36 protein-coding genes and 1 tRNA gene are annotated in these 24529 nt (G+C 42.8%); 12 read left to right on the top strand and 25 right to left on the bottom strand.

Annotated features, from left to right (window positions below; all coding sequences use genetic code 11):
- Positions 1-26: 26 nt before the first annotated feature.
- Together IQ211_RS06635 and IQ211_RS06630 are read right to left on the bottom strand one after the other, a co-directional pair.
- Positions 27-1283 carry an MFS transporter gene (locus IQ211_RS06635; protein WP_189759622.1) on the bottom strand — a complete coding sequence of 419 codons (1257 nt, stop codon included), beginning with the start codon at positions 1281-1283 and terminating at the stop codon, positions 27-29.
- A gap of 54 nt (positions 1284-1337) precedes the next feature.
- Positions 1338-2126: an outer membrane protein OmpK gene (locus IQ211_RS06630; RefSeq protein ID WP_223281693.1), complete on the bottom strand. Its 789-nt coding sequence runs from the start codon at positions 2124-2126 to the stop codon at positions 1338-1340.
- A 466-nt stretch (positions 2127-2592) separates the two neighbouring features.
- Between IQ211_RS06630 and IQ211_RS06625 the strand changes: the two genes are divergently transcribed.
- Entirely contained in the window at positions 2593-2928 is a 336-nt protein-coding gene (locus tag IQ211_RS06625; RefSeq protein WP_223281692.1) for a riboflavin synthase, read from the top strand.
- 67 nt (positions 2929-2995) lie between these two features.
- Here IQ211_RS06625 and purK read toward each other — a convergent pair whose 3' ends face one another.
- From purK to ppiB, 4 genes are all read right to left on the bottom strand, one after another.
- Positions 2996-4069: a 5-(carboxyamino)imidazole ribonucleotide synthase gene (gene purK, locus IQ211_RS06620; RefSeq protein ID WP_189759621.1), complete on the bottom strand. Its 1074-nt coding sequence runs from the start codon at positions 4067-4069 to the stop codon at positions 2996-2998.
- Complete coding sequence (gene purE, locus IQ211_RS06615) at positions 4066-4590, bottom strand: 5-(carboxyamino)imidazole ribonucleotide mutase (protein WP_223281696.1); 525 nt, start codon at positions 4588-4590, stop codon at positions 4066-4068. Before purE ends, purK begins: the two co-directional genes overlap by 4 nt.
- A 177-nt stretch (positions 4591-4767) precedes the next feature.
- Positions 4768-5490: a UDP-2,3-diacylglucosamine diphosphatase gene (gene lpxH, locus IQ211_RS06610; protein WP_189759619.1), complete on the bottom strand. Its 723-nt coding sequence runs from the start codon at positions 5488-5490 to the stop codon at positions 4768-4770.
- Between the two features lie 17 nt (positions 5491-5507).
- The gene (ppiB, locus tag IQ211_RS06605; protein WP_074019340.1) at positions 5508-6002 is read right to left on the bottom strand and encodes a peptidylprolyl isomerase B; all 495 of its coding nucleotides are present in this window, start codon (positions 6000-6002) and stop codon (positions 5508-5510) included.
- A 271-nt stretch (positions 6003-6273) separates the two neighbouring features.
- On the opposite strand from ppiB, the gene cysS reads away from it, so the two are divergent.
- Entirely contained in the window at positions 6274-7656 is a 1383-nt protein-coding gene (gene cysS, locus IQ211_RS06600) for a cysteine--tRNA ligase (protein WP_189759618.1), read from the top strand.
- 124 nt (positions 7657-7780) lie between these two features.
- Here the strand turns inward: cysS and sra are convergent, their stop codons facing one another.
- The 3 genes from sra to folD form a co-directional block, all read right to left on the bottom strand.
- Complete coding sequence (sra, locus tag IQ211_RS06595) at positions 7781-8017, bottom strand: stationary-phase-induced ribosome-associated protein (protein ID WP_189759617.1); 237 nt, start codon at positions 8015-8017, stop codon at positions 7781-7783.
- Between the two features lie 449 nt (positions 8018-8466).
- Entirely contained in the window at positions 8467-8679 is a 213-nt protein-coding gene (gene ybcJ / locus IQ211_RS06590) for a ribosome-associated protein YbcJ (RefSeq protein ID WP_189759616.1), read from the bottom strand.
- Complete coding sequence (gene folD, locus IQ211_RS06585) at positions 8679-9554, bottom strand: bifunctional methylenetetrahydrofolate dehydrogenase/methenyltetrahydrofolate cyclohydrolase FolD (RefSeq protein WP_189759615.1); 876 nt, start codon at positions 9552-9554, stop codon at positions 8679-8681. Before folD ends, ybcJ begins: the two co-directional genes overlap by 1 nt.
- A 190-nt stretch (positions 9555-9744) precedes the next feature.
- Between folD and IQ211_RS06580 the strand changes: the two genes are divergently transcribed.
- A tRNA-Arg gene (locus IQ211_RS06580) sits at positions 9745-9821 on the top strand.
- 71 nt (positions 9822-9892) lie between these two features.
- Here IQ211_RS06580 and IQ211_RS06575 read toward each other — a convergent pair.
- From IQ211_RS06575 to IQ211_RS06500, 16 genes are all read right to left on the bottom strand, one after another.
- The gene (locus tag IQ211_RS06575; protein WP_189759614.1) at positions 9893-10075 is read right to left on the bottom strand and encodes a helix-turn-helix transcriptional regulator; all 183 of its coding nucleotides are present in this window, start codon (positions 10073-10075) and stop codon (positions 9893-9895) included.
- Positions 10075-10389 carry a hypothetical protein gene (locus IQ211_RS06570; RefSeq protein WP_189759613.1) on the bottom strand — a complete coding sequence of 105 codons (315 nt, stop codon included), beginning with the start codon at positions 10387-10389 and terminating at the stop codon, positions 10075-10077. Before IQ211_RS06570 ends, IQ211_RS06575 begins: the two co-directional genes overlap by 1 nt.
- Complete coding sequence (locus IQ211_RS06565) at positions 10379-10732, bottom strand: hypothetical protein (protein WP_189759612.1); 354 nt, start codon at positions 10730-10732, stop codon at positions 10379-10381. The genes IQ211_RS06570 and IQ211_RS06565 overlap by 11 nt, the downstream gene beginning before the upstream one ends.
- Positions 10729-10947: a hypothetical protein gene (locus IQ211_RS06560; RefSeq protein WP_189759637.1), complete on the bottom strand. Its 219-nt coding sequence runs from the start codon at positions 10945-10947 to the stop codon at positions 10729-10731. Before IQ211_RS06560 ends, IQ211_RS06565 begins: the two co-directional genes overlap by 4 nt.
- Entirely contained in the window at positions 10937-11551 is a 615-nt protein-coding gene (locus IQ211_RS06555; RefSeq protein ID WP_189759611.1) for a beta clamp domain-containing protein, read from the bottom strand. Before IQ211_RS06555 ends, IQ211_RS06560 begins: the two co-directional genes overlap by 11 nt.
- On the bottom strand, positions 11548-11790 hold the full coding sequence (locus IQ211_RS06550) for a hypothetical protein (RefSeq protein ID WP_189759610.1): 243 nt from the start codon (positions 11788-11790) through the stop codon (positions 11548-11550). The genes IQ211_RS06555 and IQ211_RS06550 overlap by 4 nt, the downstream gene beginning before the upstream one ends.
- A gap of 10 nt (positions 11791-11800) precedes the next feature.
- Positions 11801-12589: an ORF6N domain-containing protein gene (locus IQ211_RS06545; RefSeq protein ID WP_189759609.1), complete on the bottom strand. Its 789-nt coding sequence runs from the start codon at positions 12587-12589 to the stop codon at positions 11801-11803.
- A gap of 10 nt (positions 12590-12599) precedes the next feature.
- Positions 12600-13091, bottom strand: a complete 492-nt coding sequence (locus tag IQ211_RS06540) for a hypothetical protein (RefSeq protein WP_189759608.1) — start codon at positions 13089-13091, stop codon at positions 12600-12602.
- Positions 13091-13279 (bottom strand): PerC family transcriptional regulator, encoded by a 189-nt coding sequence (locus IQ211_RS06535; protein WP_189759607.1) that lies wholly within the window; start codon positions 13277-13279, stop codon positions 13091-13093. The genes IQ211_RS06540 and IQ211_RS06535 overlap by 1 nt, the downstream gene beginning before the upstream one ends.
- Positions 13266-13544, bottom strand: coding sequence for an ANR family transcriptional regulator (locus IQ211_RS06530; protein WP_189759606.1), 279 nt, complete (start codon positions 13542-13544; stop codon positions 13266-13268). Before IQ211_RS06530 ends, IQ211_RS06535 begins: the two co-directional genes overlap by 14 nt.
- Entirely contained in the window at positions 13541-13876 is a 336-nt protein-coding gene (locus tag IQ211_RS06525; RefSeq protein ID WP_189759605.1) for a hypothetical protein, read from the bottom strand. The genes IQ211_RS06530 and IQ211_RS06525 overlap by 4 nt, the downstream gene beginning before the upstream one ends.
- A gap of 72 nt (positions 13877-13948) precedes the next feature.
- Complete coding sequence (locus IQ211_RS06520; protein WP_223281691.1) at positions 13949-14365, bottom strand: hypothetical protein; 417 nt, start codon at positions 14363-14365, stop codon at positions 13949-13951.
- A 270-nt stretch (positions 14366-14635) separates the two neighbouring features.
- Positions 14636-15043, bottom strand: coding sequence for a hypothetical protein (locus IQ211_RS06515; RefSeq protein ID WP_189759604.1), 408 nt, complete (start codon positions 15041-15043; stop codon positions 14636-14638).
- Between the two features lie 175 nt (positions 15044-15218).
- Positions 15219-15989, bottom strand: a complete 771-nt coding sequence (locus IQ211_RS06510) for a 3'-5' exonuclease (protein WP_189759603.1) — start codon at positions 15987-15989, stop codon at positions 15219-15221.
- Positions 15990-16137: 148 nt separating this feature from the next.
- Complete coding sequence (locus IQ211_RS06505) at positions 16138-16467, bottom strand: transcriptional antitermination N peptide (protein WP_189759602.1); 330 nt, start codon at positions 16465-16467, stop codon at positions 16138-16140.
- Between the two features lie 358 nt (positions 16468-16825).
- Positions 16826-17455, bottom strand: coding sequence for a helix-turn-helix domain-containing protein (locus IQ211_RS06500; protein WP_189759601.1), 630 nt, complete (start codon positions 17453-17455; stop codon positions 16826-16828).
- 108 nt (positions 17456-17563) lie between these two features.
- On the opposite strand from IQ211_RS06500, the gene IQ211_RS06495 reads away from it, so the two are divergent.
- From IQ211_RS06495 to IQ211_RS06455, 9 genes are all read left to right on the top strand, one after another.
- The gene (locus IQ211_RS06495) at positions 17564-17764 is read left to right on the top strand and encodes a helix-turn-helix domain-containing protein (RefSeq protein WP_189759600.1); all 201 of its coding nucleotides are present in this window, start codon (positions 17564-17566) and stop codon (positions 17762-17764) included.
- A gap of 173 nt (positions 17765-17937) precedes the next feature.
- Entirely contained in the window at positions 17938-18282 is a 345-nt protein-coding gene (locus IQ211_RS06490; protein ID WP_189759599.1) for a hypothetical protein, read from the top strand.
- Positions 18283-18509: 227 nt separating this feature from the next.
- On the top strand, positions 18510-19283 hold the full coding sequence (locus IQ211_RS06485; protein ID WP_317618139.1) for a hypothetical protein: 774 nt from the start codon (positions 18510-18512) through the stop codon (positions 19281-19283).
- Complete coding sequence (locus tag IQ211_RS06480; protein WP_189759597.1) at positions 19276-19803, top strand: NUMOD4 domain-containing protein; 528 nt, start codon at positions 19276-19278, stop codon at positions 19801-19803. The genes IQ211_RS06485 and IQ211_RS06480 overlap by 8 nt, the downstream gene beginning before the upstream one ends.
- Complete coding sequence (locus tag IQ211_RS06475; RefSeq protein ID WP_189759596.1) at positions 19797-21338, top strand: DEAD/DEAH box helicase; 1542 nt, start codon at positions 19797-19799, stop codon at positions 21336-21338. Before IQ211_RS06480 ends, IQ211_RS06475 begins: the two co-directional genes overlap by 7 nt.
- Positions 21335-22303 (top strand): DUF7146 domain-containing protein, encoded by a 969-nt coding sequence (locus IQ211_RS06470; protein WP_189759595.1) that lies wholly within the window; start codon positions 21335-21337, stop codon positions 22301-22303. The genes IQ211_RS06475 and IQ211_RS06470 overlap by 4 nt, the downstream gene beginning before the upstream one ends.
- Positions 22300-22845 (top strand): HNH endonuclease signature motif containing protein, encoded by a 546-nt coding sequence (locus IQ211_RS06465; protein WP_189759594.1) that lies wholly within the window; start codon positions 22300-22302, stop codon positions 22843-22845. The genes IQ211_RS06470 and IQ211_RS06465 overlap by 4 nt, the downstream gene beginning before the upstream one ends.
- Positions 22790-23569 carry an antitermination protein Q gene (locus IQ211_RS06460; protein WP_189759593.1) on the top strand — a complete coding sequence of 260 codons (780 nt, stop codon included), beginning with the start codon at positions 22790-22792 and terminating at the stop codon, positions 23567-23569. The genes IQ211_RS06465 and IQ211_RS06460 overlap by 56 nt, the downstream gene beginning before the upstream one ends.
- A gap of 648 nt (positions 23570-24217) precedes the next feature.
- On the top strand, positions 24218-24529 hold a 312-nt coding region (locus IQ211_RS06455; protein WP_420856241.1), incomplete at its 3' end, for a phage holin, lambda family.

Here is a 24529-nt window from a genome sequence, read left to right as displayed (position 1 = left end):
TTACCTTATTGAGTAAATGGGGTGTTTTAAACCGCGTGTTTTCTCATTTTATGTACAGGTGGTTTCATCATCAATGTTACGACAAGAACAACAAATACGGGAATAGCGATGATCAGGAATGCAGAGGTAAAACTGCCTGAATAATCTTTGATGGCACCGGCGAAAAAAGGCGCCAGACAAGCCAGGGTAGATATCAGGTTCATGATAGAAAACAGTTCCAGATAAGGCTTGCGGCCAAAATAGTTAGCCAGCAATACACTAGATGCAAGGAAAGTCATGCCATATCCCATTCCGACACACAGTGTGAAGGCAATCAAGAATGGCCATGACGAGGCGATACTCAGTGCAATCAAGCCAAATATAATAATAGACAGGCTGATAATCAGTAACTTTTTCGGTTCTACCCACTCTCCAACAGCACCACCGGCTAAGCGGGAAAAGGCATTGATAAAAGCCATCGTGCTCAGTAATCCTGCGGCGATAGCTTCGCTAAAACCATTTTCGATAATATGAGCAACTGCAAAACTGTTGACGGTAATGCCACACCATAAAAATGCGGTATAAGTGGCAGCAATCACATAGAACTGCCATGTCCGCAGTGCTTGATGTGCAGTCCAGCGTTGTTTAGTGCGATAAATGCTGGGCGTATCCTGATTGTTATGTTTCTGGTTTACTGCTTTAGCGTGAGCGATTTCCCGCTGACCTTCTTGAAGAATAATAATCGTCAGGATGACGAAAATGGAGAGGATAATCGCGGAAATCATCCAATGCATTCGCCATGTTCCCCAAATACGAGTTGCCAGAAAGTAGATCCACGGGCCAATTACCCCGCCTAGTCCACCGATTGTGAAGTAGAAACCAAACGCAAGGGATTGTTTCTCATATAGCCGTGAAATCACATAAGTGCCCGGCACTGTCGCCAGAAAAGTAAAACCGATACCAATTAAAGCCGTACCGATAAAATAGGATGAAATAGCGTATGTGTGATAAAGGTTGTAGAAACCCGCCAGAAAAATCAGCAGGCCGGTAAACAGGGTAAAACGAACACCAATTTTACGAATAAATATCGTTGGCAGAAAACTGGATAGCCCGCAAGTCAGGCCGAGCAGTGTGAACCCTAACCCCGCATTTGTCCAACTCCAGCCCAGTTCATTAATCATACTCGGCAGGACAACACCCAATGACGTAAAGGTTGTTGCTGTGGATAGAAAATAGACCATGCCTAAAAGTGTCAGCAAAAACCACTGATAAGTACGCCCGAATTTGTCGTGTTGAATGGACATTGTGACTCCATCAAGGATATAAACGATTAAAAGCGGCACTATTTTATGTGTTTATTAGAAAAAGCTGTATCGAATAAACACACCATAACTAAATTGATTCGTGCGAAAGCCAGGCGTATCTTTTATTTTGTACTTATTTTTGACGGGATTCACGACAATCCCAGTCCACAGATGACCGGTTTGATAGCCTAATTTTTTGCCTAAGTCATAATGCAATTCGGGTTTGAAATCGATCATTTCAGGGTTATCACCTAATCCCAGTGTATAATCGAAAGTGCCTACAATGCGGAAATCGCCCAATCGATTCCTGAAAGGAATACCGTAATCAATATGGATACGTTGATCGTTCCAGCTTCCCTTAGCATTATTTTCAAAATAAAAGATAGTGCGCAACCAACTGAACCCACTGATTTGCCAATCAAAGCTGATACCAGGGAAATAGTCGTATCTTACGTTTTTGGTTTTGGCTATCCATTGGGCAAACAGGACATCTTTTAATGGGCCACAGGAGAGGTCATACCCTGTGATTTTGCTGGCACTAAGCCTTGGTACAAACTTATAGTAATAGGTACTTTTGTCGCCTTGATAATCGTGTTGCAGCGAATTTTGCCAAATACTGTAAACATACATATCGCCAATTTTGTAATCACCAAACGCTTCCACAATTGGGGAAAGGGTTTTTTGAGGGGCAACCTTATTCTCAAATTGGAAGTAAAGGCTGGTATCAATTGATTGAAAATTGACAAAGTTGTTTGCTTGGGCGTAACTGACAACAAATAACAATAAGACCGGAGATAAAGCCATCCTAATCATAAGGTCTTTCAAGTTGTTGGTAAATCGCAAGTAATTTCTCCTTTCACATTTATGACTTGGCGATGGATAATAGCATCCCCTTAACAGGGTAATTTTGTCAAAAAAATTCTCTCTCGAGAACGAAAACAAATTGAAGCTATTTTTCATATAAATGGGAAGGTAAATAATTTTTCCTTAGAAAATAGATTTATTTTTTTAATTTACCTAAGATGTTATTGAATATATTAATATGCCGATATTCATCACAATTATTTAATTGCTTTTAAATAAAATAATTAAATTATGATAAAAGTATTAAGATTGAAATAACTTGATATATACCAATCTAACTTCAAGGTGCGTGTGATATCTCTCCGCGAAGCGGGGAGATATCAGGTTTCATATCGTGTTGTAAATTGCAGCTTGAAGTTTAATGCGTATATACCAATCCAATTTCAAGATGCATGTAATTTCTCCCCGCGAAGCGGGGAGAAATAATGAGTTATGTTGTCTTATAATGAGCAACTTGAAAGGTAACGTGTATATAGAAGGTATAGCAGAAGTGGTAGAGTTTACTGCGACTGGTGAAACTTATCGGTTAGTTATTCGGATACCTCAAGACAATATTAACTATTTTTTCCTGAAAGGTTTTATTGGATTACATGGTTGTAGTTTAACCATTAATGGCATTGATGAAGAAAATAAGACAATTGCTTTAAACCTGATCCCGGAAACATTAAGAATGACCAATCTCAGTAAGATTAAGGTCGGTGATTTCCTTAATTATGAAATAGATCAAATGACAAGAACTATCGTAGATACACTATCCCGAACGCTATCAAGAATGCGATAATCGCTGACCGGACTGGAATGGGAAGTGGTAGTTTATTTTAATCGTTACCACTTCCTAAAATAACCGATTAACTTAATTTATCTTGTGCCCATTTAAGACTGCTTTGATATTCTGCTGGCAATAGCGAGGCTAATGTTTGCAACGTTGTTTCCAATGTCACTTTATCTGCATGGATAACATTTAAGTGACCTACCTTACGTGCAGGACGAACATCTTTTTCATACCAATGTAAACGAACCAGCGGCAAATTCAGCCATGCGGGATTCACCTCTGTGCCGATCAGATTGATCATGACGGATGGTGCAAAGATTTCTGGTTGTGGCATAGGAAGATTCAAGATCGCCCGCAGGTGAAGTTCAAACTGGCTGATAGAAGCGCCGTTTTGCGTCCAGTGGCCGCTATTATGAACCCGTGGAGCCAATTCATTGATCAGCAAATTATCGCCAATAATAAAACACTCCATCGCCATAACACCAACATAATTCAGGTGATTCATAATGCTGGATAGCATCTGCTCTGCTTGCTGTTGAAATGGCTTATCGGCACTATTATCAGGTAAAGCAACACTGGTACGTAAGATACCTTCCTGATGCAAATTGTGAGTCAGAGTATAGAAGACTGATTCACCTTTGGCATTACGGGCTCCCACCAGCGAGACTTCTCCCGAAAACGGAATACCCTGTTCTACAATACATTCACCGTAAATTTCAGGTGGAAGCGTTGTTTCATCACCTGGACGGATACGCCACTGACCACGCCCGTCATAGCCCCCAGTCCGTCGCTTGACAATGATAAAATCGCCTAACTCTGCAAATAGTTGTGGCCATTGTTCGGGAGAAGAAAGCAGTTGCCACGGTGCGGTTGCCAGACCCAACGTATCCATGAGCTGTTTTTGTGGCAAACGATCCGCCAGTTGCGGAAAAATCTCACGATTGATAAAAGCCTGATGATGGGCCAGTTCGCGGGTTAATGCGGTTTCGGGCCAACGTTCAATTTCTGCGGTGATCACACTGCTTTGGTAAGGCACTGCCTCCGGTTCGGCATCTAACCCAACAGGATAAACAGCGATCCCTAACGGTTCACCGGCTTGACGCAGCATTCTGCCTAACTGACCATTTCCCAATACACAAACGGGCTTCATGCATCCTCCCGTGGATCTGGATTATCCAGAACAGCCTGGGTTTGCTCACTACGCCAATCTGATAAACGTTGAAACAGTGCACTGTCATGCAACGCCAGCACTTGCGCAGCCAGTAATGCGGCATTTGCGGCTCCAGCCTTGCCGATAGCCAGTGTACCAACAGGAATGCCTTTTGGCATTTGGACGATAGAATACAGGCTATCAACACCGCTAAGCGCAGCGCTTTGTACAGGAACCCCAAATACAGGAACTAAAGTTTTGGCTGCCAACATTCCTGGTAGGTGTGCGGCCCCACCTGCACCCGCGATAATGACATCAAAACCGTTTTCTTTCGCTTGTTCTGCGAAACGAAAAAGTTTATCTGGCGTTCGGTGTGCCGAAACAATTTCAACATGAAAAGGAATGGCGAGATCGGTCAGGATATCGGCTGCATGTTGCATGGTTGCCCAGTCACTTTTAGAACCCATGACAATGGCGACTTTGGCGTGGTTTTGGGATTCTATTTCTGTTGGAAAAGTCATTGTAGGAGTAATAGCTATTGTGGGATCAGAGCTGGACATCATAAATCGGATGCTCCTGTATTGGGTGTCTACCAGAACAAAGATGAAATTTCAGATGGCGGATCATATCATGCCAATAGCATGAGGAAAACGTTTGCGTCGTTTGATTTATCGATTTTTACAAAATAAGCAAGGCGCTTAGAAAGAGAAGGATATCAATTCAATAGCCGTTTCTGTAACTTTGAACATCGAACCTTGCTCATGCCAGGCCCCTAATACACCGCGATGCACGGTCTTATCGCCAATCTGAATATCGTGTATTGCTGGGCGATGAGTATGCCCGTGAATGATCCAATCTGTTTGATATTTATTAAAATGCTCAATAACAGCCTCTTGGTTGACATCCATAATAGACGCGGATTTTTGGCTGTTGGCATAGTGGCTACCTGCTCGCATTTTGGCTGCAATTTTTAAACGGATAAATAAAGGGAGAAACAGGAATAGCCGTTGTATCCACGGAGTATGTACCCGCTTACGATATTGCTGATAGTTGATATCATCGGTGCATAGCGTATCGCCATGCAAAATCAGAATACGTTTACCATGCAACTCCAGCACTTCTTCCTGTGGAAGCAGAATCAAGCCGCTCTCTCTGGCAAAACGGGAGCCGAGCAAGAAATCACGATTGCCATGCATGAAATAACAGGGAATACCTTGTTGTTTCAGTTCATTAAGGGCCTGGGCGATTTTAGTATGCAATGGGTTGGGATCATCATCACCAATCCAGTAATCAAAAAAATCACCGAGAATATAAAGACTTTCAGCGTGGATTGCATCTTCACGTAAAAAACGCAGAAAACCGGCAGTAATTGCCGGCTCTTGTTCACTGAGATGCAAATCTGCAATAAACAGTGTACTCATGTAGCGTCTAACAGTAATTATTCGCCAACAGTGACACGTTCAATGATCACATCTTCATGTGGTACATCTTGGTGCATACCGCTGCGACCGGTGGAAACACCTTTAATTTTATCAACCACGTCCATGCCTTCAACAACTTCGGCAAATACACAGTAACCCCATCCATCTGGACGCTCTGAACGGAAGTTCAGGAAATCGTTATCGACAACGTTAATGAAGAATTGGGCAGTTGCAGAGTGCGGATCATTGGTGCGTGCCATAGCGATAGTGCCACGGCTGTTTTTCAGGCCATTGTTGGCTTCGTTTTTGACAGGAGCCTTAGTTGTTTTCTGCTTCATACCTGGTTCAAAGCCACCGCCTTGAATCATGAAGCCATTGATAACACGGTGAAAAATAGTGTTGTCATAAAAACCTTCCGAGCAGTAACTCAGGAAATTTTCAACAGTTACAGGTGCTTTATCAGCGAAGGTTTTGATTACGATATCGCCAAAGTTGGTGTGGAAAGTCACCATAATAAAAATCCTAGTAATAGTTTTGATTGACCCCGTATTTAGGGGATTCGGAACAACCGTTGTTATATCATATCTCAGATTTTGAGTCAGTATTCTGAGAAGTATCAGAACAAGGCGGTTTATGGCACTTGCAAAGCATTGCATATCAAGGTGAAATACTCGTCTGGCTTTTCTATATTCTCATTTATTTATCTTGCTGATAAAGAAGCCTATAATCAGCCAATTCATTTGATTTTATTACACGTACATTAATTTTTACGGAAACCCACTGATGCTAAAAATTTTCAACACTCTCAGCCGTCAAAAAGAAGAATTTAAGCCGATTCACGAAGGAAAAGTGGGCATGTACGTGTGTGGTATCACCATTTATGACTTGTGTCATATTGGTCATGGCCGAACATTTGTGGCATTTGATGTGATTGCTCGTTACCTGCGTTATCTGGGATATAATCTGACCTATGTCCGTAACGTCACTGACGTGGATGATAAAATTATTAAACGCGCCATCGAAAATAATGAAAGTTGTGACGATTTGACCGCACGCATGTTGGCAGAAATGCACAGCGATTTTGATGCATTGAATATCTTGCGCCCGGATTTAGAGCCTCGTGCAACGCAGCATATCCCAGAAATCATTGCCATCACGGAAGAGCTAATTAAGCGCGGGTACGCTTATGTTGCCGCTAATGGTGACGTCATGTTCTCCATCGACACCAATCCTCATTATGGCCTGCTCTCCCGCCAGGATTTGGAACAATTACAAGCGGGGGCCCGTGTTGAAGTGGCAGATGTAAAACGTAACCCGATGGATTTTGTATTATGGAAAATGTCCAAACCAGGCGAGCCGAGTTGGGAATCTCCGTGGGGAGCAGGACGTCCGGGTTGGCATATTGAATGTTCCGCCATGAACGGTAAGACGCTGGGTCACCACTTTGATATTCACGGTGGAGGTTCTGATTTAATGTTCCCGCATCATGAAAATGAAATTGCCCAATCCACTTGTGCCCATGATGGTCCTTACGTCAATTATTGGATGCACTCCGGCATGGTCATGGTGGATAAAGAGAAGATGTCCAAGTCATTGAACAACTTCTTTACTATCCGTGATGTGCTGGAATATTACGATGCTGAGACCGTGCGTTATTTCTTGCTGTCCGGCCACTATCGCAGCCAGTTGAATTATACGGAAGAGAACCTGAAACAGGCGCGCACGTCCCTTGAACGTTTGTATACTTCTCTGCGTGGCACGGATAAATTCGCCCAACTTGCTGGTGGGGAAGCATTTGAAGCCCGTTTCGTTGAAGCAATGAACGATGATTTCAATACACCAGAAGCGTATTCAGTCTTGTTTGATATGGCGCGTGAGCTTAATCGTTTGAAAACAGAAGACATGGTTGCGGCTAATGGTCTGGCGGCAAGATTACGTAAATTGGCAGGGATTCTTGGTCTGTTGGAACAAGATCCAGAACACTTTTTGCAAGGTGGAGCACAGGCGGACGACGATGTTGCCCGAATTGAGGCATTAATCAAACAGCGTAACGATGCCCGTAAAAACAAAGAATGGGCATTGGCTGATGCGGCGCGTGACCAGTTAAATGAAATGGGAATTGAGCTGGAAGATGGTCCACAAGGAACAACATGGCGTCGTAAATAATCGATTTTTGCCCAGAACCGCCCCTTAGATGGGCGGTTCAGTTTTTAATGTCTTTACGCTTTCATAGCGAGATTTTTTAGTTGTAGTTCTGGTTGTATAAATGAGCGGAATAAAACCGACAAATTTATTGATGACTGCTTAAGTGCTTAGGATAGAAAGCATTTCCAGCGTGATACGTGACTTTTCCAGAAACTGCATCTCGTTTCATGGCAATGAAAGAAGAATGACTCAGATGTTCTGGTATTTGATGAGTGTTATCACTGGAAGCAGGATTAAGAAGAGAAATTTTTACTCTGCGTTTAGAATTACTTAATTTATAAGGCAAACCTAACAACCTTCTTGCAGCTCTATTACTTAACATAATTAACTCCGTTTCAGTTGTACATAAGTTTCCCAGTATAGCGACTTATTAGAAAATTGATATGATTGTTTATCAATATATCGTCAATGTCACATATTTTACGAATAAAAACAGATAAATCTGTAGCCAGAAAAAATGATATCTGCCAACAATATTGATGTTATTATTGACATCATATTATTTAATATTCACATATCACCTTGTACTGGTTTATACCAATCTAACTTCAAGATGCGTATGATTGCCCCTGCGAAGCGGGGGAAACATCAAGTTTCATATAGTGTTGTAAATTGCAACTCAATGTGATTGTTTATATCTCCCCGCTATGCGGGGAGATAATAAGACACATCTTGAAAGACGATTGGTATATATAAAATAAAAAAACAGTACCTTAATATACAAGGTACTGTTTTTCTGAAAAGTATTAGTGGTAATGTTTACCTACTTAGTTATGCTTCAACGCGAACAGATTCGCCATTAAAGGCAACAACCTTACCGGCAGTAATTTTACAGCGTTTACGCGTTTCGAGTTGGCTATCAACCTGAACCAAACCTTCTGCAATCACGGCTTTCGCCGCAGCACCACTCTCACACCAGCCTTGAAATTTCAGCAAATCACATAACTCGATATAAGGGTGACCATCTAAATAAAAAATTTCCATCAATAACCTTCAGTTGTATCCACATCATGATATTCCTCGCAAGCTTGCAAGGTATTTTGAATCAATGTTGCAACGGTCATTGGTCCGACACCGCCAGGTACGGGGGAGATCCAACTTGCGCGTTCGGACGCCTTATCGAAATCAACATCACCAATGACTTTGCCATTTTCCAGCCGATTGATACCAACATCAATCACAATTGCGCCCGGCTTAATCCACTCACCAGGAATAAAGTTGGGTTTACCAACCGCAACGACGAGTAAATCCGCCTGTTCAACATGCTGACGTAAGTTTTTGGTAAAGCGATGCGTTACAGTAGTTGTACAGCCTGCCAATAGCAATTCAAGGCTCATAGGGCGCCCAACGATATTAGAAGCGCCAATAATAACGGCATTTAGCCCATAGGTATTGATATTGCAGCGTTCAAGCAGAGTTACAATTCCGCGGGGAGTACAAGGGCGCAGTTTAGGGGCGCGCTGGCACAAACGGCCGATATTATAAGGATGGAAACCATCCACATCCTTATCGGGATGAATGCGTTCCAGTACTTTGACATTATCAATGCCGGCAGGTAAAGGGAGTTGAACCAAAATACCATCGATTTGCGCATCGGCGTTCAGGTCATCTATCAGGGAGAGTAATTCAGCCTCGCTGGTAGTATCAGGCAAGTCATAAGAGCGGGACATAAACCCGACCTCTTCGCAGGCGCGGCGTTTGCTGGCGACATAAATTTGAGAAGCCGGGTTTTCTCCCACTAAAACGACGGCAAGACCTGGTGCTCGTTTTCCGGCGGCAACGCGCTGCCTGACTTTTTCTGCAACTTCGTTTCTGATTGTCTGCGCAATCGTTTTCCCATCAATAATTTTTGCTGACATGTATTTAAGATTCCACTATCAAATATAGGAATGGAGACTATTTTGTCAGAACATGAACCGCCTGTCAGTTTTATTAATAATCATAAAATGAACATATGAGTGAAAAGGGCATTGACTCATTCCATTATGCCCGTATAATCCGGTGCTGCGTTAAGGCATTAATAATGTTTCTTATTCTATATCCCCTAATGCGCCCTTAGCTCAGCTGGATAGAGCAACGGCCTTCTAAGCCGTAGGTCACAGGTTCGAATCCTGTAGGGCGTACCATAAAATCAAAGAGTTACATCAAGAAAATGAAAAACCCGTCATAACAACGGGTCAAGTAACGGGTCAAGTAACTACTCCTTCTTTTCTTTTACCCAAGCCTCATAAACTTCTTCTGACCACCCAAGGAAAACTCCACTTTTTGTTCTGTCTGGTTTAGGAAATTCATTCCTTTTTGCGTACATTCTCCAAAGGGTTGATTTGCTTTTCCCTGTTAGTTTTTGCATTTCTTTGTAGTCAATGTATCTTGTAGCCACTATTCCTTCCTCCCGTACCCGTTCCACAAAACCATTTTTGCCACCATTTCAGGTGCTGCCAGGTCACTGAGTGTTGCCTCAAAAATAATGTTATACAGCTCCGTAGTCAGAATATCGTCCAAATTTCTTGGCCTTTCAGAGTAGGGCACCTCATCGGGCACCCCATTCATTACATCAATAACCAATGCGACGATTTCCCTTTCTCCCCGCTCTGGCTTACGGTATCCGGCTTTCCATACCACATCGGTGATATCAGCTGGATCGCCCCAGACTGAGGCGATGATTTGTGTGAGGTGGAATGAGTTATTGATCATCTTTTTCCCTTGTTCCTATTTCATATTCAGCGAGCTTTTCCCGTGCCTCTAACAGTTCAAATGCCATACGAGCTACGTCTATGCCTGTTATTTGATAATATTCGTTAGCAGGTAATGATTTCCCGATAGCGTAGAACTCGGTTAACTTCTCTTTACTGAGCTTCATTAATGCTGACATGGAGTAATTATCAAAATCCTCAGTGTCGTCAGCCTCGAATCTCATAGGAATTCTTTGAGATTTCTTACTTTCATTCGCCTTCTTTAATAACCAATCTGCCCACTCGCGCCCGTCGTCAATGTGACCGAATAAACCAATTTCATTCGCGTTATCGATGTTGATCATTGTCTTCTGCCTCGCTTGCCTTTCTTCGGAGTTATCTTCACTCCTGCCACTTTCGGTGCGGGTGGCAGGGGAGGGCAAATGCCCTCGTGAATGTGTTGATTACGTCTCATGCGGTGGATATGCCGCTGTGTGTGATCCCTGCCACCGTCGATGTAGACTACCGTTCTGACCAGTTCGTCGTTGATATCCACCATATGACGGTGCTTATTGGTCACGGTCTACCTCCAGCTCCCTTAATTGCCGTTCGGCAAGCTCGAAGGCATTTTCGTAAAGCGGCTGAACTACAAAAATAGGGTTGCCATAAAGTTTGTTCGTGAAAGGGCAAAACCGGAACTGGCAGGGCGCCTCCATGCCGGCTGGCTCCATAAGTACAACGCCATTGCGAAACATCAGATATGGGTAAGCCAGGTACTCAAGGTGAAAGTACGGCATGACATTTTGCTTCTCTGTCGGGATGACTTTATCCAGATCAGGGAAGCGCCCGTTGATGACCTCAAGGCGAGTGAAGCTAAAAGCCTTATGGTCTTCATCCAGATGAATAGCTCTTGCTTCGTCGTTAAAGATAATTTCAGTGAAACAAGCCTCGTCTGGGATATCACCACAGAACCGGATAACCAGATCGAGGTCAGCAGCGTCTCTAGCATCAAAGAAAGTGCCGCTATCCTCTTTAAGCTCCATGCGAACCAGAGCATTACCGTTAGTGGCCTCAAGGTGTTGCCGGGTAATATGCACTCCAGTTAATCCGGGGTATTTTTCTGCCTGCTCATCTTTGGCTACACAGACCAATGCCGCACGTAATAAATTGGTATCAATGATCATGACTTCATCTCCGCACTTGGGCACAAATCCATGCTAGCAACCGTGCTTTCGTTGAACTCTTCCGGCATGACAGAAAAGAGGGTGTGGTTAGTTGATGTCAGTCGATCATCGGTGAATGCTGCCTGCGATTTTTCGATAGCGTCTATTGCATCATGAGCCTCCATAGCAACTCTCAGTGTGTGGCGATGCCCACAGGGATAATCAGCCAGATAAGTCACAACATATTTTGTCTTTTTCATTTCCATCACCTCACTTTTTGCCAAACAATTTTTTGAGATCTACGCCGTATACAGCCAGCCATGCTTCGGCAGGCCATGACTTCACGCTTCCGTATCTGGGGTCAGGAACGTCTGTGGCTTCCATGTTGTTCTCACGGCACCATTTGCGGAGTGGAGCGAATTTGTATTCTTTCTCCGTGGCTTTTTGCACACTGGTGATTGTTGAGTGCTTGGTGCTTTCCCCCAGACGTTCTTCCAGTTCCCGACACTTACGGGTGACAGCGCCGAGCTTACCAAGTGCCTGAGCTTCACGACGGCGACTAATCTGTGATTTGGTGCGACGAGCTTCGTCACGCTCTTGAACAATGGCTAGCTTTTCTTTTTCCGTTGTCAGTAGTGCTTCTAGAGCTTCGATGTAATTACCGGGTAAGGCGGAAGGATTTGTTGTCGGCTTTTTCTGGTGAAAATAAGCGAACTCCATCTTCTCAAAGAAACTCCACGCTTCGTCGGTATCAATGATTTTCGACATACGGGCAGCACCTTTCTCTGTGAAAAGAGCGACTTGATTTGCGTGTTTATTAACCAAGTCAATATTATTGCCTTGGTTCTTAAATGCTCGAAAATCATCACCTTTAAGGGTGAATACATGAACACCTTCAATAAAACGACTACGATGGTTAGCGATATTGGAGCGAATATTTGTCGGTTCTGTACCATACCCAGCCGCTAATGTTTCTGTGGTAACAACACGGACGCCTTGCCACTCGATCACTGGTAAGTGGCTTGAGTCGATAGTTACTAATTCGTCTTTCTTACTCATATTTTGATTCTCAATGTGTGGTTGGTGATGCTGGTTCAGCGGTAAATAATTTGAATCCACCGATAAATACGTCATCGATAAAATCCCGCATCCATGTGGAGTTGTTTTCTTTCTCGTTCACTTCATTACCGAGATAGAAGCGCCACAAGGCGATATATTTTTCGACTGGATTAATTTCCAGAATCGTATTTTCGATTTGGTGAATAAGTAGTGTTTCAATTACGTCAGCATCCAGCTCGACTACGCAATTTTCGTGGGTAAATATGACATTGCCGTTTTCAAGTTTTCCAAATCGCTCACCGCATGAAACTAGATATTCTCTAGCAACAATGGCTCTTTGTTGTTTTACTGATAATTCAGCCCATTCCATTTTTTCCGCATCGGTTAATGGCGGGTAGTTAGTTCTCGCCCTTTCTTCATCTAAAAGGAAATCAGGGCATCCGAATTTACTTTTTCTCAAAATGGCAATTACTTCTTTTATTGTCATTCCTGTATTACTCATTACCACCTCTCCTGTATTTTGATTTTCGCTTTTCGGACGCAACGCAAATTATTTTTGATACATTCCTGTTCTTGTTTTTTATCGTGAGATAATGAAAGAGCCTCACCCCACTTCTCAGCGGCACGACGAAATAAACTTCTATATTCTAAGAATCGTGCTAATTCCTTTACTTGTTCATATGCAGTCATTATTCACCGCCTGCTTTTTCATATGCTTTTTTAATTCAGAAGCCGTGCGCTTATTTTCATTGGTTCTTAATACCTTGCTGTAACTGTTATGTAATGAGTGTCTTTTTTCATTATGTAACTGGCGATATTCAGCCCATAGTTGCGTATTAAGCGTGGTGGCTAAATTTTTAGCCTTTCCCCAATATTCGGCTGCAAGGTCGTACTTTTCTTCTTTCTCTTTCTGGATAGCTGCATTAGCAAAGTCTAAATAGGATTTATTTATCATGTTATTGGCTCCGTTTTCTTAGCAATCAGTTTTAATATCTCATTCATGAATTCATTACCTTCTTCGGTTAAATTGCCGAACTTGGTATAAAAGCTGTTGTATGTTCTTACGATAAGTTCCTCTGCTTCCTGTTTTCTTTTAAGTGCAAACACATCTAACTCAAAGAAGCGAATTAAAGCGATATTCAATATCTCTTCGTCTAAATCCAGTTGGTAATTAAATTTTCCTACCTTTACAACAACAGAATGACAACCATGTTTTTTTTGTAATGCATTCAATTTAACGTTAATAAATGCCTTTCGTTTTCTTTCAAGCAACGTTGATGATGTCATTTTCTATTTCCTGTTTTCAGCGTGAGCGATTCCCCAGCGATGGCGCTGTAATTAAATTTGTTTTGTTAATTTTTATTTTGATTGTAATTGATGAATTTTTCTTTCTATGGCTATTAATTCATCCTGTGCTTTCCTGTGTTTTTCTATTGCCTTTAGATGCTCCTTTTTAGTTCTAATTAAATCTCTTTCTCGCTTAACACTGTCTTTCAGTTCTTCCAGTACCTGAGCATGGCGTGCTATAAATTCAGGGCGCATAGAGCCAAGAATAACTTTAGTTGTACCGTCTTCTTGTTTAACTTTTTTGGCGGGAAAGTTACTTTCCTTGCCCTCCTCATTAAATTGCTCCTGTGCACGAACGTAAGCTAATTTATTCAGTGCGCCGCCCTCACTCAGATACGCCTTGTTAGCACCGCGGACGACATAGACCTCGCGCGGTTCGATCAATATTTCTAAAGCAGTTGCTACTTCGATGGGTTTTAATGTTTTCATGGTTATTCCTTAAGGTTAACGCTGCGATAATTCTTTCTTTTATTATCTGGTTGTTAATAATAATTTCTTTTGCTTCATTTGAAGCATCTTCATAACTGTAGAATGAGTCAACTAAGTCATAGCTACCAGTCTTATTATTATGTTTAGATAATCTGCATTCCCAGCCATTACAAGTTTGATAAAACTCTTCTATGTATTTAGGGGGGGGGGGCTTGCATGTTGCCTCACAAATTACTTTTATTCTAAGATTTAGGCGGTGGATATTATTCATCATTGATATTCCACTCCTCTGACTCGCGCTATTTCTTTGCCAGCTTGCTGAGTTAAATCTGTCGCAATAGAAAGTAAGTCCAAGTCTCTATCTTCACCTCCAGAATCAATCATTGTATTCAATAATGCCATTAGTTTCTTTATTGCGTTACAAGCTGGTTCTAATTCTATCTTTAAATCAGGGGTTGTTTTTTTTGTTTCGATAACTGAATCAAGAATACAATCTAATTCATTAATATCCCGATACTGATTCATTGATAATGTGCGTACAGCGCGTAACATTGCATGAGTATCATCGCTGGCTTCATTTTCAACCGTTTTTAATAACGGAAGTAATACAGCCTGCATTTCTTCATTAATTTCAAGTGCGCTCTGCAAATAAGATTTAGCTCCAACTAATCTATTCATGTCATTTATCCTTTTTTATTTTCTTTATAAATTAAAATTAATTTATTCTGTTTTGTATCAATTATTAACTCACTCCAGCTTACCTTGAAATGAGCTGGAGTTGATTAACAATCATCGGTGGGATTTAATTGAAAACATTACGGCACTTATATAGATAATCTGGTCTTTTTTGCCTTTAAGCAAAGAGCCAAATTGAAAACAATATAAATAAAAAAACAAATATCATATTAAAGAGCTTTGAAAACGATTTGTCGTTTTCTTCTTTTCTCAATTTTTCTTTAATTTCACGCGTTTGTCGCTCTATCTCCTTAATTTCACGTTCATGTTTATAAGATTCATGATCAATGGGGGGATATATTGAACGCAATGTATTGTCGGGAATCTTGCAATCTTTGTAGGCCATAAACTTTATTAGCTCTAGTGTCATTCGAGCGTCTGTAAGCGCTCTATGAGCTTCACCAAAAACTAATATATCATTGTCATAAATTGCGTCAGTAAGTTTATGCCATTTGTAATCACCCGTTCTTTTATTTATTTCACCGTAATATTCTGCGTATAATAGCATTGCACATTCTGATTTTATTCTTGGTGTAGGTAATTCATATTTTTTACATGTTTGCCTAATAATCCTTGTGTCATAGGATTTATTGTAAATAATAACTGTTTTTCCTTTAACTATTTCTCTGTATTTTTTATAAATATCACTCCATGTTGGCGCATGTTTAACATCTTCATTTGTGATGCCATGTATTTTTATAGCATCAGAAGGAATGATTTTTTGTGGTTTAATTAGCGTGTCTAATAAAATATCACCATGAGAATTTATAATACTAATTTCAATGATTTCATCATCGTTTTTTAAGCCCGTTGTTTCTGTATCCAATACAATAGTATCTTCCTCTAATAATGTCTCTGTAAATAATTTTACCTGTTTACGATTTGGCATATTTATAACCTATATAATGAAATAATAGGTTATTGTACATATGCGTCGTTTTGTTCGTATTATTGTTATTGATTAAAGAGACTTTTGTCACATAGAGAAATTTATCGATCGCAAAAATAGCCAGTATACTAGCTTTCGGCTTCCATGCTTACGCTCTCGCTGTAATCTCCCCAGCTTTAGAACTGCGGCGGAATTTTGTTTTAGTTGAATAAATTGCTGTGTTAGGTAAGCAGCAATTACTTAAATTATCATGCATCGGAGTATTTTTAATTGATATTGCCTTCTCTACCCGATCCATTGCTTTTCTGTTTAGTGATAATATTGGGCGCGCTGGTTTTACTGCTATTTCTGATTTAATACTATCAATATTACTGAATGCTTTTTGTAATTGAGTGTTGATGTTATGCGCTTCTTGCAGTTCTTTTCTGCGCTCATGCCTTCTTTTTCTTGCATTATTGTAGCCATGAAAATTGTGCATATATTCCCCTTAGTTGATTTGTGATTGAGTAGTCTTTACATCTCAGTCAGTAACCAACTGGTAAGAATGGTGCGCTTTTTCAGCGCTGTCTGTTAAAGATCGGCATAGCTAAAAACTTATTTGTGCATTTGGTATAGTTGATTATCGAATCATCCAGTTCTTCATATGCCACTGGCGGCTACTTCGTGGGCATCCTGCCTGTTCGATGATTAGAATATACAATTAAAATTGTTTGATGACAACAGTCAAAGTTGTATTTATTGTTATTTTTTTGCACTTTGTTGTATTTATAAGAATTTTTAATAAAAAAACCCGCGCGGGGCGGGTTGCAGAAAAAAGGGGGGGGAGCTAATAAAAATTATCGTTTTCTGCGGTAGATTCGGTGTTCAACCATTGTTCCTATAATGATGATTTCCATCCGCTGGCTATCCAAAATTGGATAATCATTATTTAGCGGGATGAGTTCAAAGTGCTGTACTCCACCAGTATTTATAACTGTTGGCCTATATTTTTTAAATGTCGCCTCCCGTTCATAGCTTACTGCTACTACGAATTCTCCGGGATTGGGAGTAACTTCTGGATCGATAACAACAATATCACCAGCCTTAAAATCGGGTTCCATTGAGTCCCCGTCTATACGCAATGCAAATGCACGTTCTGACCAATTCATCTCGGTTGTAATGTGTTCTAAGTCATCGTAGCCGCGTATAGGAAAGCCTCTCGCTATCTTCCCTGCCTGTACGTAACTTATTAACGGCACTTTTCGAATGTTTACATCACAAAGGGGCTGGAAATCGCCACCTGTAATTAGCCACTCAGCATCGCATTTCAAAGCCTTAGCTATGCTTATTATATTCCGTGGCCTCAGAGTTTTCCCATCTTCAATGACAGCCCAAGATTGCTGACTAATGCCAGCAATCATAGCCGCCTCCGTTTGAGTTAACTTTAACTCAAGCCTTCTGTTCTTGACTCTGTCTGCAAGACTCATAACCCCTCCTTTAATTAAAGTAGGATTCTTACAATAAAAACTGTATTTGACAAACAGTATAATGTGTTATTAAATACAATCTAATTTGTATAAAGGAGATTTGCAAGGATGGAAACTATATCCAAGCGATTAAAAACCAGACGACATGAGATGAATATGACTCAAGCTCAATTAGCTGAACTATCTGGAACAAGACAACAATCAATTCAGCGAATTGAAGCTGGGATCACTAAACGCCCTAGATTTATTTTAGAAATTTCTAAAGCCTTAGATTGCGATCCATTATGGCTTCAATACGGTTCAAAATAATCGTTATTGCTCTTTAACATCTCTGTGCTGAAAAAGCACGTCCACAACATCACCTATCTTAGGATAGATGACAATTCTGTATTTTTGTCAAACAAAACTTAATCAAAATCTAACCTCAGTAATTTTGCACATAGAACGCACCTATCCAATGCGCAGAAAGGCAAATTTCAACCGTGAATATATATCCAATCCATAACGTAATAATGCCCGAAGTTTATCAGCCGGGTGATGCGGAATTTATTCAGAAGATTCTTTCCGCCATGACCAACCCAACTATGCGGGAGTATGCAAGGGATAAATACGCACGCGTCTACAAACTTCGGCGAGATGAAGATCCCATCCCATATCGGCGGGATAACACAGGTGCCAGAGCCGCCAATACGTGGCTCAGATTGTTTTTCAAAAAGAATCATAGATCGATGAAAGGTTATACAGAAGCGCCACCGTTAGCCCCGAAAGCACAGCCAAAGGACAAGCCCTATTCGGGGAACGCGTTAGAGCAGAGAACTGACAGGTAACACCGAAAATGGCTGTGTCTTCTGGCTGTGGGAACGATTCCTAAGGGATCACTAAGGCTGAGCATGAAAAGCAGCTAAGTGAGAATGATTATCAAAATGGGGGAAGCTAAAAAAGCGGGTCATTACGGAAGAGTACTAAATAAGAACCCCCCTATTTTTTTGGACAAATAAGAATGATTATCAACAACGGAAAAGCAGAAAAGATTATCCAAAAACACCGCGCTCTCGTGAGCTGGAAACCAGCACGCATCGTGACTGAACTGGTTGCGGCGGGGATGTCAGAAGCCGAAGCAGCAGCAATGACCAAAGCAAACGCACCGGAACGGAAAGCACACAAACCGCACAATAGCCATGCAAAGCCGGTGAATCTGGAAGCACTGAGTGCTCACTACATCGTGGTTGGGGACTACGATTTGCTGAGCCTCAATCATCAAGATGCACTGATCGCCGCCATTCGAAACGGCAAAGGAAAATGCTCACGACATGATGAGTCAATGGCAGTAACTCTATTCGGATTAGTCAAAGCATACCCAATCATCACCACAGCTGAGGTGAATAAGTTCCTCAACCGTGGCGCGTTCATTGGCAGTATTCCGCTGTTTATTGACGGGAAGATGATCGACGGTGAAGAGATGCCCTCAGCAGATAACGACCGCGTGAAAGATGTTTTTCGTGCAGTTAAGCAACTGAAAAAAATCACTGATGGTCTGGCGGAATCTGGCGCACTGCCTCTCAAGAAATACCTTGATCGTGTGCCGACTGATGAAGATGTCAAACGTACCGTGGGTATCGTCGCACCGGCAATAGTTAATCCTTATTTCCACGAAATTGATTATGCGCGCGAGTACAGTGAAATGCCTGCGCATGAGCACTCTGAGGACAGTAAGCGAATTATCAATGAATGGAAAAAAGAATTGAAAATTAAAGGAGGCAAGAAACCGGGCAGCGAAACTTTGGCGAGCACAACTGATCCGGTTCTTGCGGAGGGAAACTATGAATAACCAAATTTCCATAGCCGATTATGACACTAATTCCTCTTCGGAGGAATGGCAGCCCGTACCGATTGCAAGTTATTCCGATTTTTATCGGGTAAGTAATTTAGGCCGCATTCATAGCCTGCACAGTAATCGAGTATTGAAAGGTAAAATCCACCACGACGGATATCACTCAGTAAAACTTTCTCTAAATGGAATATGGGCTGATTTTTCTGTTCACCGTTTGGTTGCTATGGTTTTTGTGCCTAATCCTATGGCTTTACCGGGTGTAAGGCATTGGGACGGTAACATCTTAAATAATCAGGCATCCAACTTGATTTGGACTTCTGCATCTAATGGTGTTCTCAGGAGTGCGATATTAGCCATAGATATAGAAACCGACAGTCATTTGGTTTTCGTAGGCAAGAGTGAACTACTTGCTGCTGGTTTTGATTCCTCAACGGTTTATGCCTGTCTTAATGGGCGAGCCAAAACCCATAAAGGTTATCGTTTTGAGCGCATCTCGTTGGAGGGTAAATCATGCTAGAAATTACCCCTAACTTTGCACAGGAACGTGGCTTAAGCCTGTTGCGACAGCACTGGAAACAGCACCGTACTTTCATGGTGTACAGCCCGACCGGTTCAGGTAAAACCGGACTGGCGGCCTTTATCACTGACGGTTATGTCTCTCGTGGGATGCGTGTCATGTTCTGTGTGCCGTATACGATCCTCGTAGACCAAACCGCAAAAAAGTTTGCCGAATATGGCCTGCCCGGGGATGAAATTGCCTTTGTCTGGCGTGATCATCCTAACCAAGACCCGTCAAAGCTGATTCAGATTGCTTCGGCTGATACCTTGATCCGCCGTGACTTCCCCGAAGACATTAGTCTGCTGGTGATTGATGAAGCGCATCTGAAACGCAAAAAGATACTGGAAGAAATCACCCGGCTGACAACTGAAACAGACTGTAAGGTGATCGGTCTGTCCGGCACCCCTTTCTCACCGTTCCTCGGTCATTACTATCAGAAGCTGATAAAACCCACCACGATTAAGGAACTAATTCAGCGTGGTGACCTGAGTGCTTATGAATTTTATGCGCCCACCAAGCCAGACTTAACCGGGGTGAAATCCAGCAGCAGCGCGGAATATGGCAGTGACTACAAGGAAGATGAGATAGCCGAGATCATGTGCGGGGCGGATCTGGTCGGCGATGTGGTCAGTAGTTGGCTGAAGTTGGGTGAAAATCAACCCACAATTTGCTTTTGTGTCAATGTCAGCCACGCCAACTTTATCACTGTCGAATTTAACCGCGCCGGGGTCAATGCTGAGGTGATGACAGCTAATACCCCTCATGATGAACGGGATTTAATTATCCACCGCTTTGAGCAGGGCGCAACGAAAATTATCGTCAATGTGGGCGTACTCGTGGCAGGTTTTGATAGTGACGTTCGGTGCATTATCTACGCTCGCCCCACGAAATCAGAAATCCGCTGGCTTCAAACAATCGGTAGGGGTCTGCGTATCGCTGAGGGTAAGAATAGGTGCATCATTCTCGATCACTCCGGTTCTGTCCATCGTCTCGGCTATCCCGATGATATCGAGTATGACGAATTACCAAATAAAAACGATGGCATGAAAACCCGCTCCAGCTACCGGGAGCAAGAAAAACGCGAGAAGTTGCCGAAAGAATGCACTTCTTGCCATTACATGAAGCCCGCAGGCGTTTATGTCTGCCCGAAGTGTGGCTTTAAGCCGCTGGCAGGCGAGGATATCGAAGTCGATACCAGTCGCACCATTCAGAAGCTCAACAAGAAAGCGCGGGTTTACACGCAGGCTGAAAAGCAAAGCTTCTACTCACAGCTCAAATATTACCAGAACCAACGCGCCTCACAGGGAAAGATCCTGAGCGATGGTTGGGTATCTAACACGTTTAAAGACAAGTTCGGTGTCTGGCCTCGCGGGTTCCATGATACCCCGCAGGAACTGACACCGGAAGTGAACAACTTTATCAGGCACAAGCAAATTGCCTGGGCGAAAAGCCGCAAGCGGGTAGAACAGCCACAACAGGGAGGCATGCTATGAACCGAATCAAAACCGCCGATGCCGTTGTTGGTCGCTGGCCTGACATCTTCGCGTACTACAAATTGCCCCCTGTGACGGGGAAAAACCACTTTAAAGGCAAGTGCCCGATATGTGAGCGGAAAGGCAAGTTTCGTATCGATGACCGTGACGGGCGCGGCACCTTTATTTGTACCTGTAACGTCGGTGATGGCTGGAAGCTGCTTGAGCTTACACAGGATAAAGACTTTAAAACACTGGCAACCGAAATTGATCAACTTCTGGGTATCCAGTCTGATAAACGTAGCACGGTGAAGAAAGAGACCAATATCACCACGTTCAGAAACAGAGTGACAGCCTGCTATGCCAATTTACCCAGCCTGAAAGGGACGCAGGGTGAAGCCTATCTGCGCAACCGAGGCATTCATGTTCTGCCCACAGATAACGTGAAGTATTGCCCCGATCAGCCTGTTCGCAATGGGAAACTCCAGGCTATCTGGTCATTGGTGACGGACGCTAAAGGCACCTTGTGTTACCTGCACCGCACTTATCTTGATGGGGACAAGAAAGCCGATATTACCCCGCAGAAAAAATTGGATTCCACGCAGGAAGAGAGTTATCGCGAACACGCCCCATCACTGGCTATTCGCCTGTTCCCGGTCGATTCAACGCTGGGTATTGCAGAAGGGATTGAGACGGCACTGTCCTGTAAGCAGATTTACGGCGTGAATACGTGGTCAACCATGAATGCCGGGCATATGGCGAAATTTATCGCACCACAGGGTGTGAAACATCTCATCGTCTTTGCAGATAGCGATAGTAACGGTACTGGATTAGCAGCGGCTTTTAAATGCGGAAACAGAAATATTCTCAGTAGCAATGATGTTGAGGTTGTCAGTATCCGATGGCCTGAGGGGGAGTGTGATTTTAATGATCTTTTAGTAGACGGGGCTGAAGTTTATCAACACAAGCTATGGAGAAAAAAATGATCACTCAATCAGAGTTAAAAAGCGTGCTGAGCTATGACCCTGAAACAGGCTTATTTACATGGATAAAAAGAAATAGCAATAGAGTGAAAATTGGCGATATCGCAGGCTCTGTTAATGATCAAGGGTACATAGATATCAGAGTACACGGGCGTCTTATGAGGGCGCACAGATTAGCGTGGCTATATGTGTATGGAGAATGGCCTCGTGAGGTAATAGATCATATTAACGGAGTGAGGGATGACAACAGAATCTCTAATTTACGTGATGTCTCGCACAGCATAAACGGTCTCAACACAAGGGAAAAGTCATCATCGAAATCAGGTTATAGAGGTGTCTCATGGTGTCATGACACCAAGAAATGGAGAGCAAAGATACAAGTTGGCGATAAATACCACCACCTTGGAAGATATCACCATATTGAAGAAGCGGCGCAAGCATACAAAAGAGCAAAAGACATCGTCATCAAACAGCGGAGACAGCATAATAATGAAACTGGAATCAGCATTAAAACACTTTCATCCGAAGTCGCCCAATTTCAGTGACTCGTCATCCAGTACCGCACCGGGCAGAATGAAGGGCATGGATACCGCCGCGGCTTTAGGCATGACTGAATCACAGGCTAAATTTGGCATGACGGCCTTTTTTGCCAAGAACGAGGTCAGTAATGAAGACAAGTTCAGCACCGTGGAAGAATTGACACGTTACGCAAGGCGAACTGTACCGAAACTGATCTCGAAAGCGGCAGGAAATAAGTTAGGGCAATGTCTGGTGATTTTAGCCAGAATGGCCTTTGAGGATTATTCCCGTTCAGCCGCGTCTACCTGCCAGTGCCAAGAATGTCAGGGGAAAGGACTGATTTACTCCAAGAAGGAAGTAGTAAAACACCCTGGCATTATCCGCACAGATGGAACGGTAGTTCTTGAACCGTGGATTGAAAAAGAGCGGGTTGACGAACTCTGCCAGAAATGCAACGGCAAAGGTACTTTGTCAAATCGTTGTCGCTGCAAGGGGCGGGGTATGGTCGTTGATGAGGAGCAGACGGCATTGCAAGGTGTACCAGTGCATAAAATTTGTCCGCGATGTTCAGGACGGGGCTACAGCAAGGTGCCCTCGTCAGTCGCTTATACCGCAATCAGGGCATACTTACCTGAACTGAATGAAAGAACGTGGCGGCGGAACTGGAAGCCCTTTTATCAAAAATTGGTGGAGAAGTGTTACACGGAAGAAAAACAGGCAGAAGCGGCATTTGAAGCGGTGACAAAATAAACCGTTGCATTTTGTCCGGCCTTGGTCTAACATCTTCAAATAGTGGGAACTTGTAGCTATACTCACTACGACTTTTCAAGCCTCGCACTCGCGGGCTTTTTTGTATCTACCAGTAGTCAACTCAGAGTTGACAGCTCGATCAGAGGCAGCACCTTACATCATAGTTAAATCAATATATTAGGTGCGATTTTAACCATTTCGAGCAACACCTCGGATTGGTATAGAGAACACTCTAACATGCTATATAAATCATATGGTTAACCTGATTTTCAGCGAAAAAGAGATCACTCTCATGCAAGATGAATTCGATGGTTTTATTCAACTACCGAGGATTTTCAGGTAGTTCAAAATCCCGATATGGGAAATCCCATAACGGAATAAATTCAATCGGTTATAAATTCAAGGCTGCGCGTGGCGTGGCCTTTTCCAGAGGCGCAGTTTGCAGGATTCTGCCACCTCGTGATAACGACGAGATAAACAACACCTGCATCAATTCAGGAGGTCACTGAGGCGGCCTTTTTCACATTCGCCACCGCAATCACTCACAGAACGTCAGTATCGCTATTGCGGCTGGCAACCTATTAACTCAACTCACAGGGGTAACCATCGTTCACCCCACGGACGCCCATTGTTCTAATGGGGTGGAATATGAAGATGAAAGAAAATCCTGATTTATGGGCTGACATACTCAATGGTCTAAAAAACTCGTGGCCGCAAATATCCGGCTCTGCTTTGGCGATAGCGATTTGTTACGGTCGCCTGATTTACGACGGTGTGGAACGTAAGAACCGCTGGGTGGAGGCGCTGCTCTGTGGGGCGTTGTCATGGAGCGTATCCAGTGGTCTGGAGATGTTCGGCATTCCTATCAGTTTTGCCCCTGCCATTGGAGGCGCTGTTGGATTTATTGGTGTTGAGAAAATCCGCGAGTTTGCTGTTCGTGCCATTAATAAACGGTTGGGG

Origin of the sequence: Xenorhabdus griffiniae (assembly GCF_015163655.1) — a bacterium.
GTDB lineage: Bacteria > Pseudomonadota > Gammaproteobacteria > Enterobacterales > Enterobacteriaceae > Xenorhabdus > Xenorhabdus griffiniae.
The sequence above is the reverse complement of the archived record's forward strand: the minus strand, read 5'-3'. Positions and strand labels throughout refer to the sequence as shown.

Bases quoted from the DNA above. Each gene is read 5' to 3' on its own strand.
- IQ211_RS06510 (WP_189759603.1), bottom strand. From the start codon at position 15,989: ATGCCAAATCGTAAACAGGTAAAATTATTTACAGAGACATTATTAGAG.
- IQ211_RS06500 (WP_189759601.1), bottom strand. From the start codon at position 17,455: ATGAGTCTTGCAGACAGAGTCAAGAACAGAAGGCTTGAGTTAAAGTTA.
- IQ211_RS06570 (WP_189759613.1), bottom strand. From the start codon at position 10,389: ATGATCAATAACTCATTCCACCTCACACAAATCATCGCCTCAGTCTGG.
- IQ211_RS06555 (WP_189759611.1), bottom strand. From the start codon at position 11,551: ATGATCATTGATACCAATTTATTACGTGCGGCATTGGTCTGTGTAGCC.
- IQ211_RS06505 (WP_189759602.1), bottom strand. From the start codon at position 16,467: ATGCACAATTTTCATGGCTACAATAATGCAAGAAAAAGAAGGCATGAG.
- IQ211_RS06635 (WP_189759622.1), bottom strand. From the start codon at position 1,283: ATGTCCATTCAACACGACAAATTCGGGCGTACTTATCAGTGGTTTTTG.
- IQ211_RS06565 (WP_189759612.1), bottom strand. From the start codon at position 10,732: ATGATCAACATCGATAACGCGAATGAAATTGGTTTATTCGGTCACATT.
- IQ211_RS06625 (WP_223281692.1), top strand. From the start codon at position 2,593: ATGAGCAACTTGAAAGGTAACGTGTATATAGAAGGTATAGCAGAAGTG.
- IQ211_RS06460 (WP_189759593.1), top strand. From the start codon at position 22,790: ATGAAACTGGAATCAGCATTAAAACACTTTCATCCGAAGTCGCCCAAT.
- ppiB (WP_074019340.1), bottom strand. From the start codon at position 6,002: ATGGTGACTTTCCACACCAACTTTGGCGATATCGTAATCAAAACCTTC.
- folD (WP_189759615.1), bottom strand. From the start codon at position 9,554: ATGTCAGCAAAAATTATTGATGGGAAAACGATTGCGCAGACAATCAGA.
- IQ211_RS06495 (WP_189759600.1), top strand. From the start codon at position 17,564: ATGGAAACTATATCCAAGCGATTAAAAACCAGACGACATGAGATGAAT.
- cysS (WP_189759618.1), top strand. From the start codon at position 6,274: ATGCTAAAAATTTTCAACACTCTCAGCCGTCAAAAAGAAGAATTTAAG.
- IQ211_RS06545 (WP_189759609.1), bottom strand. From the start codon at position 12,589: ATGAGTAAGAAAGACGAATTAGTAACTATCGACTCAAGCCACTTACCA.
- purE (WP_223281696.1), bottom strand. From the start codon at position 4,590: ATGACTTTTCCAACAGAAATAGAATCCCAAAACCACGCCAAAGTCGCC.
- sra (WP_189759617.1), bottom strand. From the start codon at position 8,017: ATGTTAAGTAATAGAGCTGCAAGAAGGTTGTTAGGTTTGCCTTATAAA.
- IQ211_RS06480 (WP_189759597.1), top strand. From the start codon at position 19,276: ATGAATAACCAAATTTCCATAGCCGATTATGACACTAATTCCTCTTCG.
- lpxH (WP_189759619.1), bottom strand. From the start codon at position 5,490: ATGAGTACACTGTTTATTGCAGATTTGCATCTCAGTGAACAAGAGCCG.
- IQ211_RS06520 (WP_223281691.1), bottom strand. From the start codon at position 14,365: ATGAAAACATTAAAACCCATCGAAGTAGCAACTGCTTTAGAAATATTG.
- IQ211_RS06530 (WP_189759606.1), bottom strand. From the start codon at position 13,544: ATGATAAATAAATCCTATTTAGACTTTGCTAATGCAGCTATCCAGAAA.
- IQ211_RS06465 (WP_189759594.1), top strand. From the start codon at position 22,300: ATGATCACTCAATCAGAGTTAAAAAGCGTGCTGAGCTATGACCCTGAA.
- purK (WP_189759621.1), bottom strand. From the start codon at position 4,069: ATGAAGCCCGTTTGTGTATTGGGAAATGGTCAGTTAGGCAGAATGCTG.
- IQ211_RS06550 (WP_189759610.1), bottom strand. From the start codon at position 11,790: ATGAAAAAGACAAAATATGTTGTGACTTATCTGGCTGATTATCCCTGT.
- IQ211_RS06540 (WP_189759608.1), bottom strand. From the start codon at position 13,091: ATGAGTAATACAGGAATGACAATAAAAGAAGTAATTGCCATTTTGAGA.
- IQ211_RS06475 (WP_189759596.1), top strand. From the start codon at position 19,797: ATGCTAGAAATTACCCCTAACTTTGCACAGGAACGTGGCTTAAGCCTG.
- IQ211_RS06470 (WP_189759595.1), top strand. From the start codon at position 21,335: ATGAACCGAATCAAAACCGCCGATGCCGTTGTTGGTCGCTGGCCTGAC.
- IQ211_RS06525 (WP_189759605.1), bottom strand. From the start codon at position 13,876: ATGACATCATCAACGTTGCTTGAAAGAAAACGAAAGGCATTTATTAAC.
- IQ211_RS06535 (WP_189759607.1), bottom strand. From the start codon at position 13,279: ATGACTGCATATGAACAAGTAAAGGAATTAGCACGATTCTTAGAATAT.
- ybcJ (WP_189759616.1), bottom strand. From the start codon at position 8,679: ATGGAAATTTTTTATTTAGATGGTCACCCTTATATCGAGTTATGTGAT.
- IQ211_RS06515 (WP_189759604.1), bottom strand. From the start codon at position 15,043: ATGAATAGATTAGTTGGAGCTAAATCTTATTTGCAGAGCGCACTTGAA.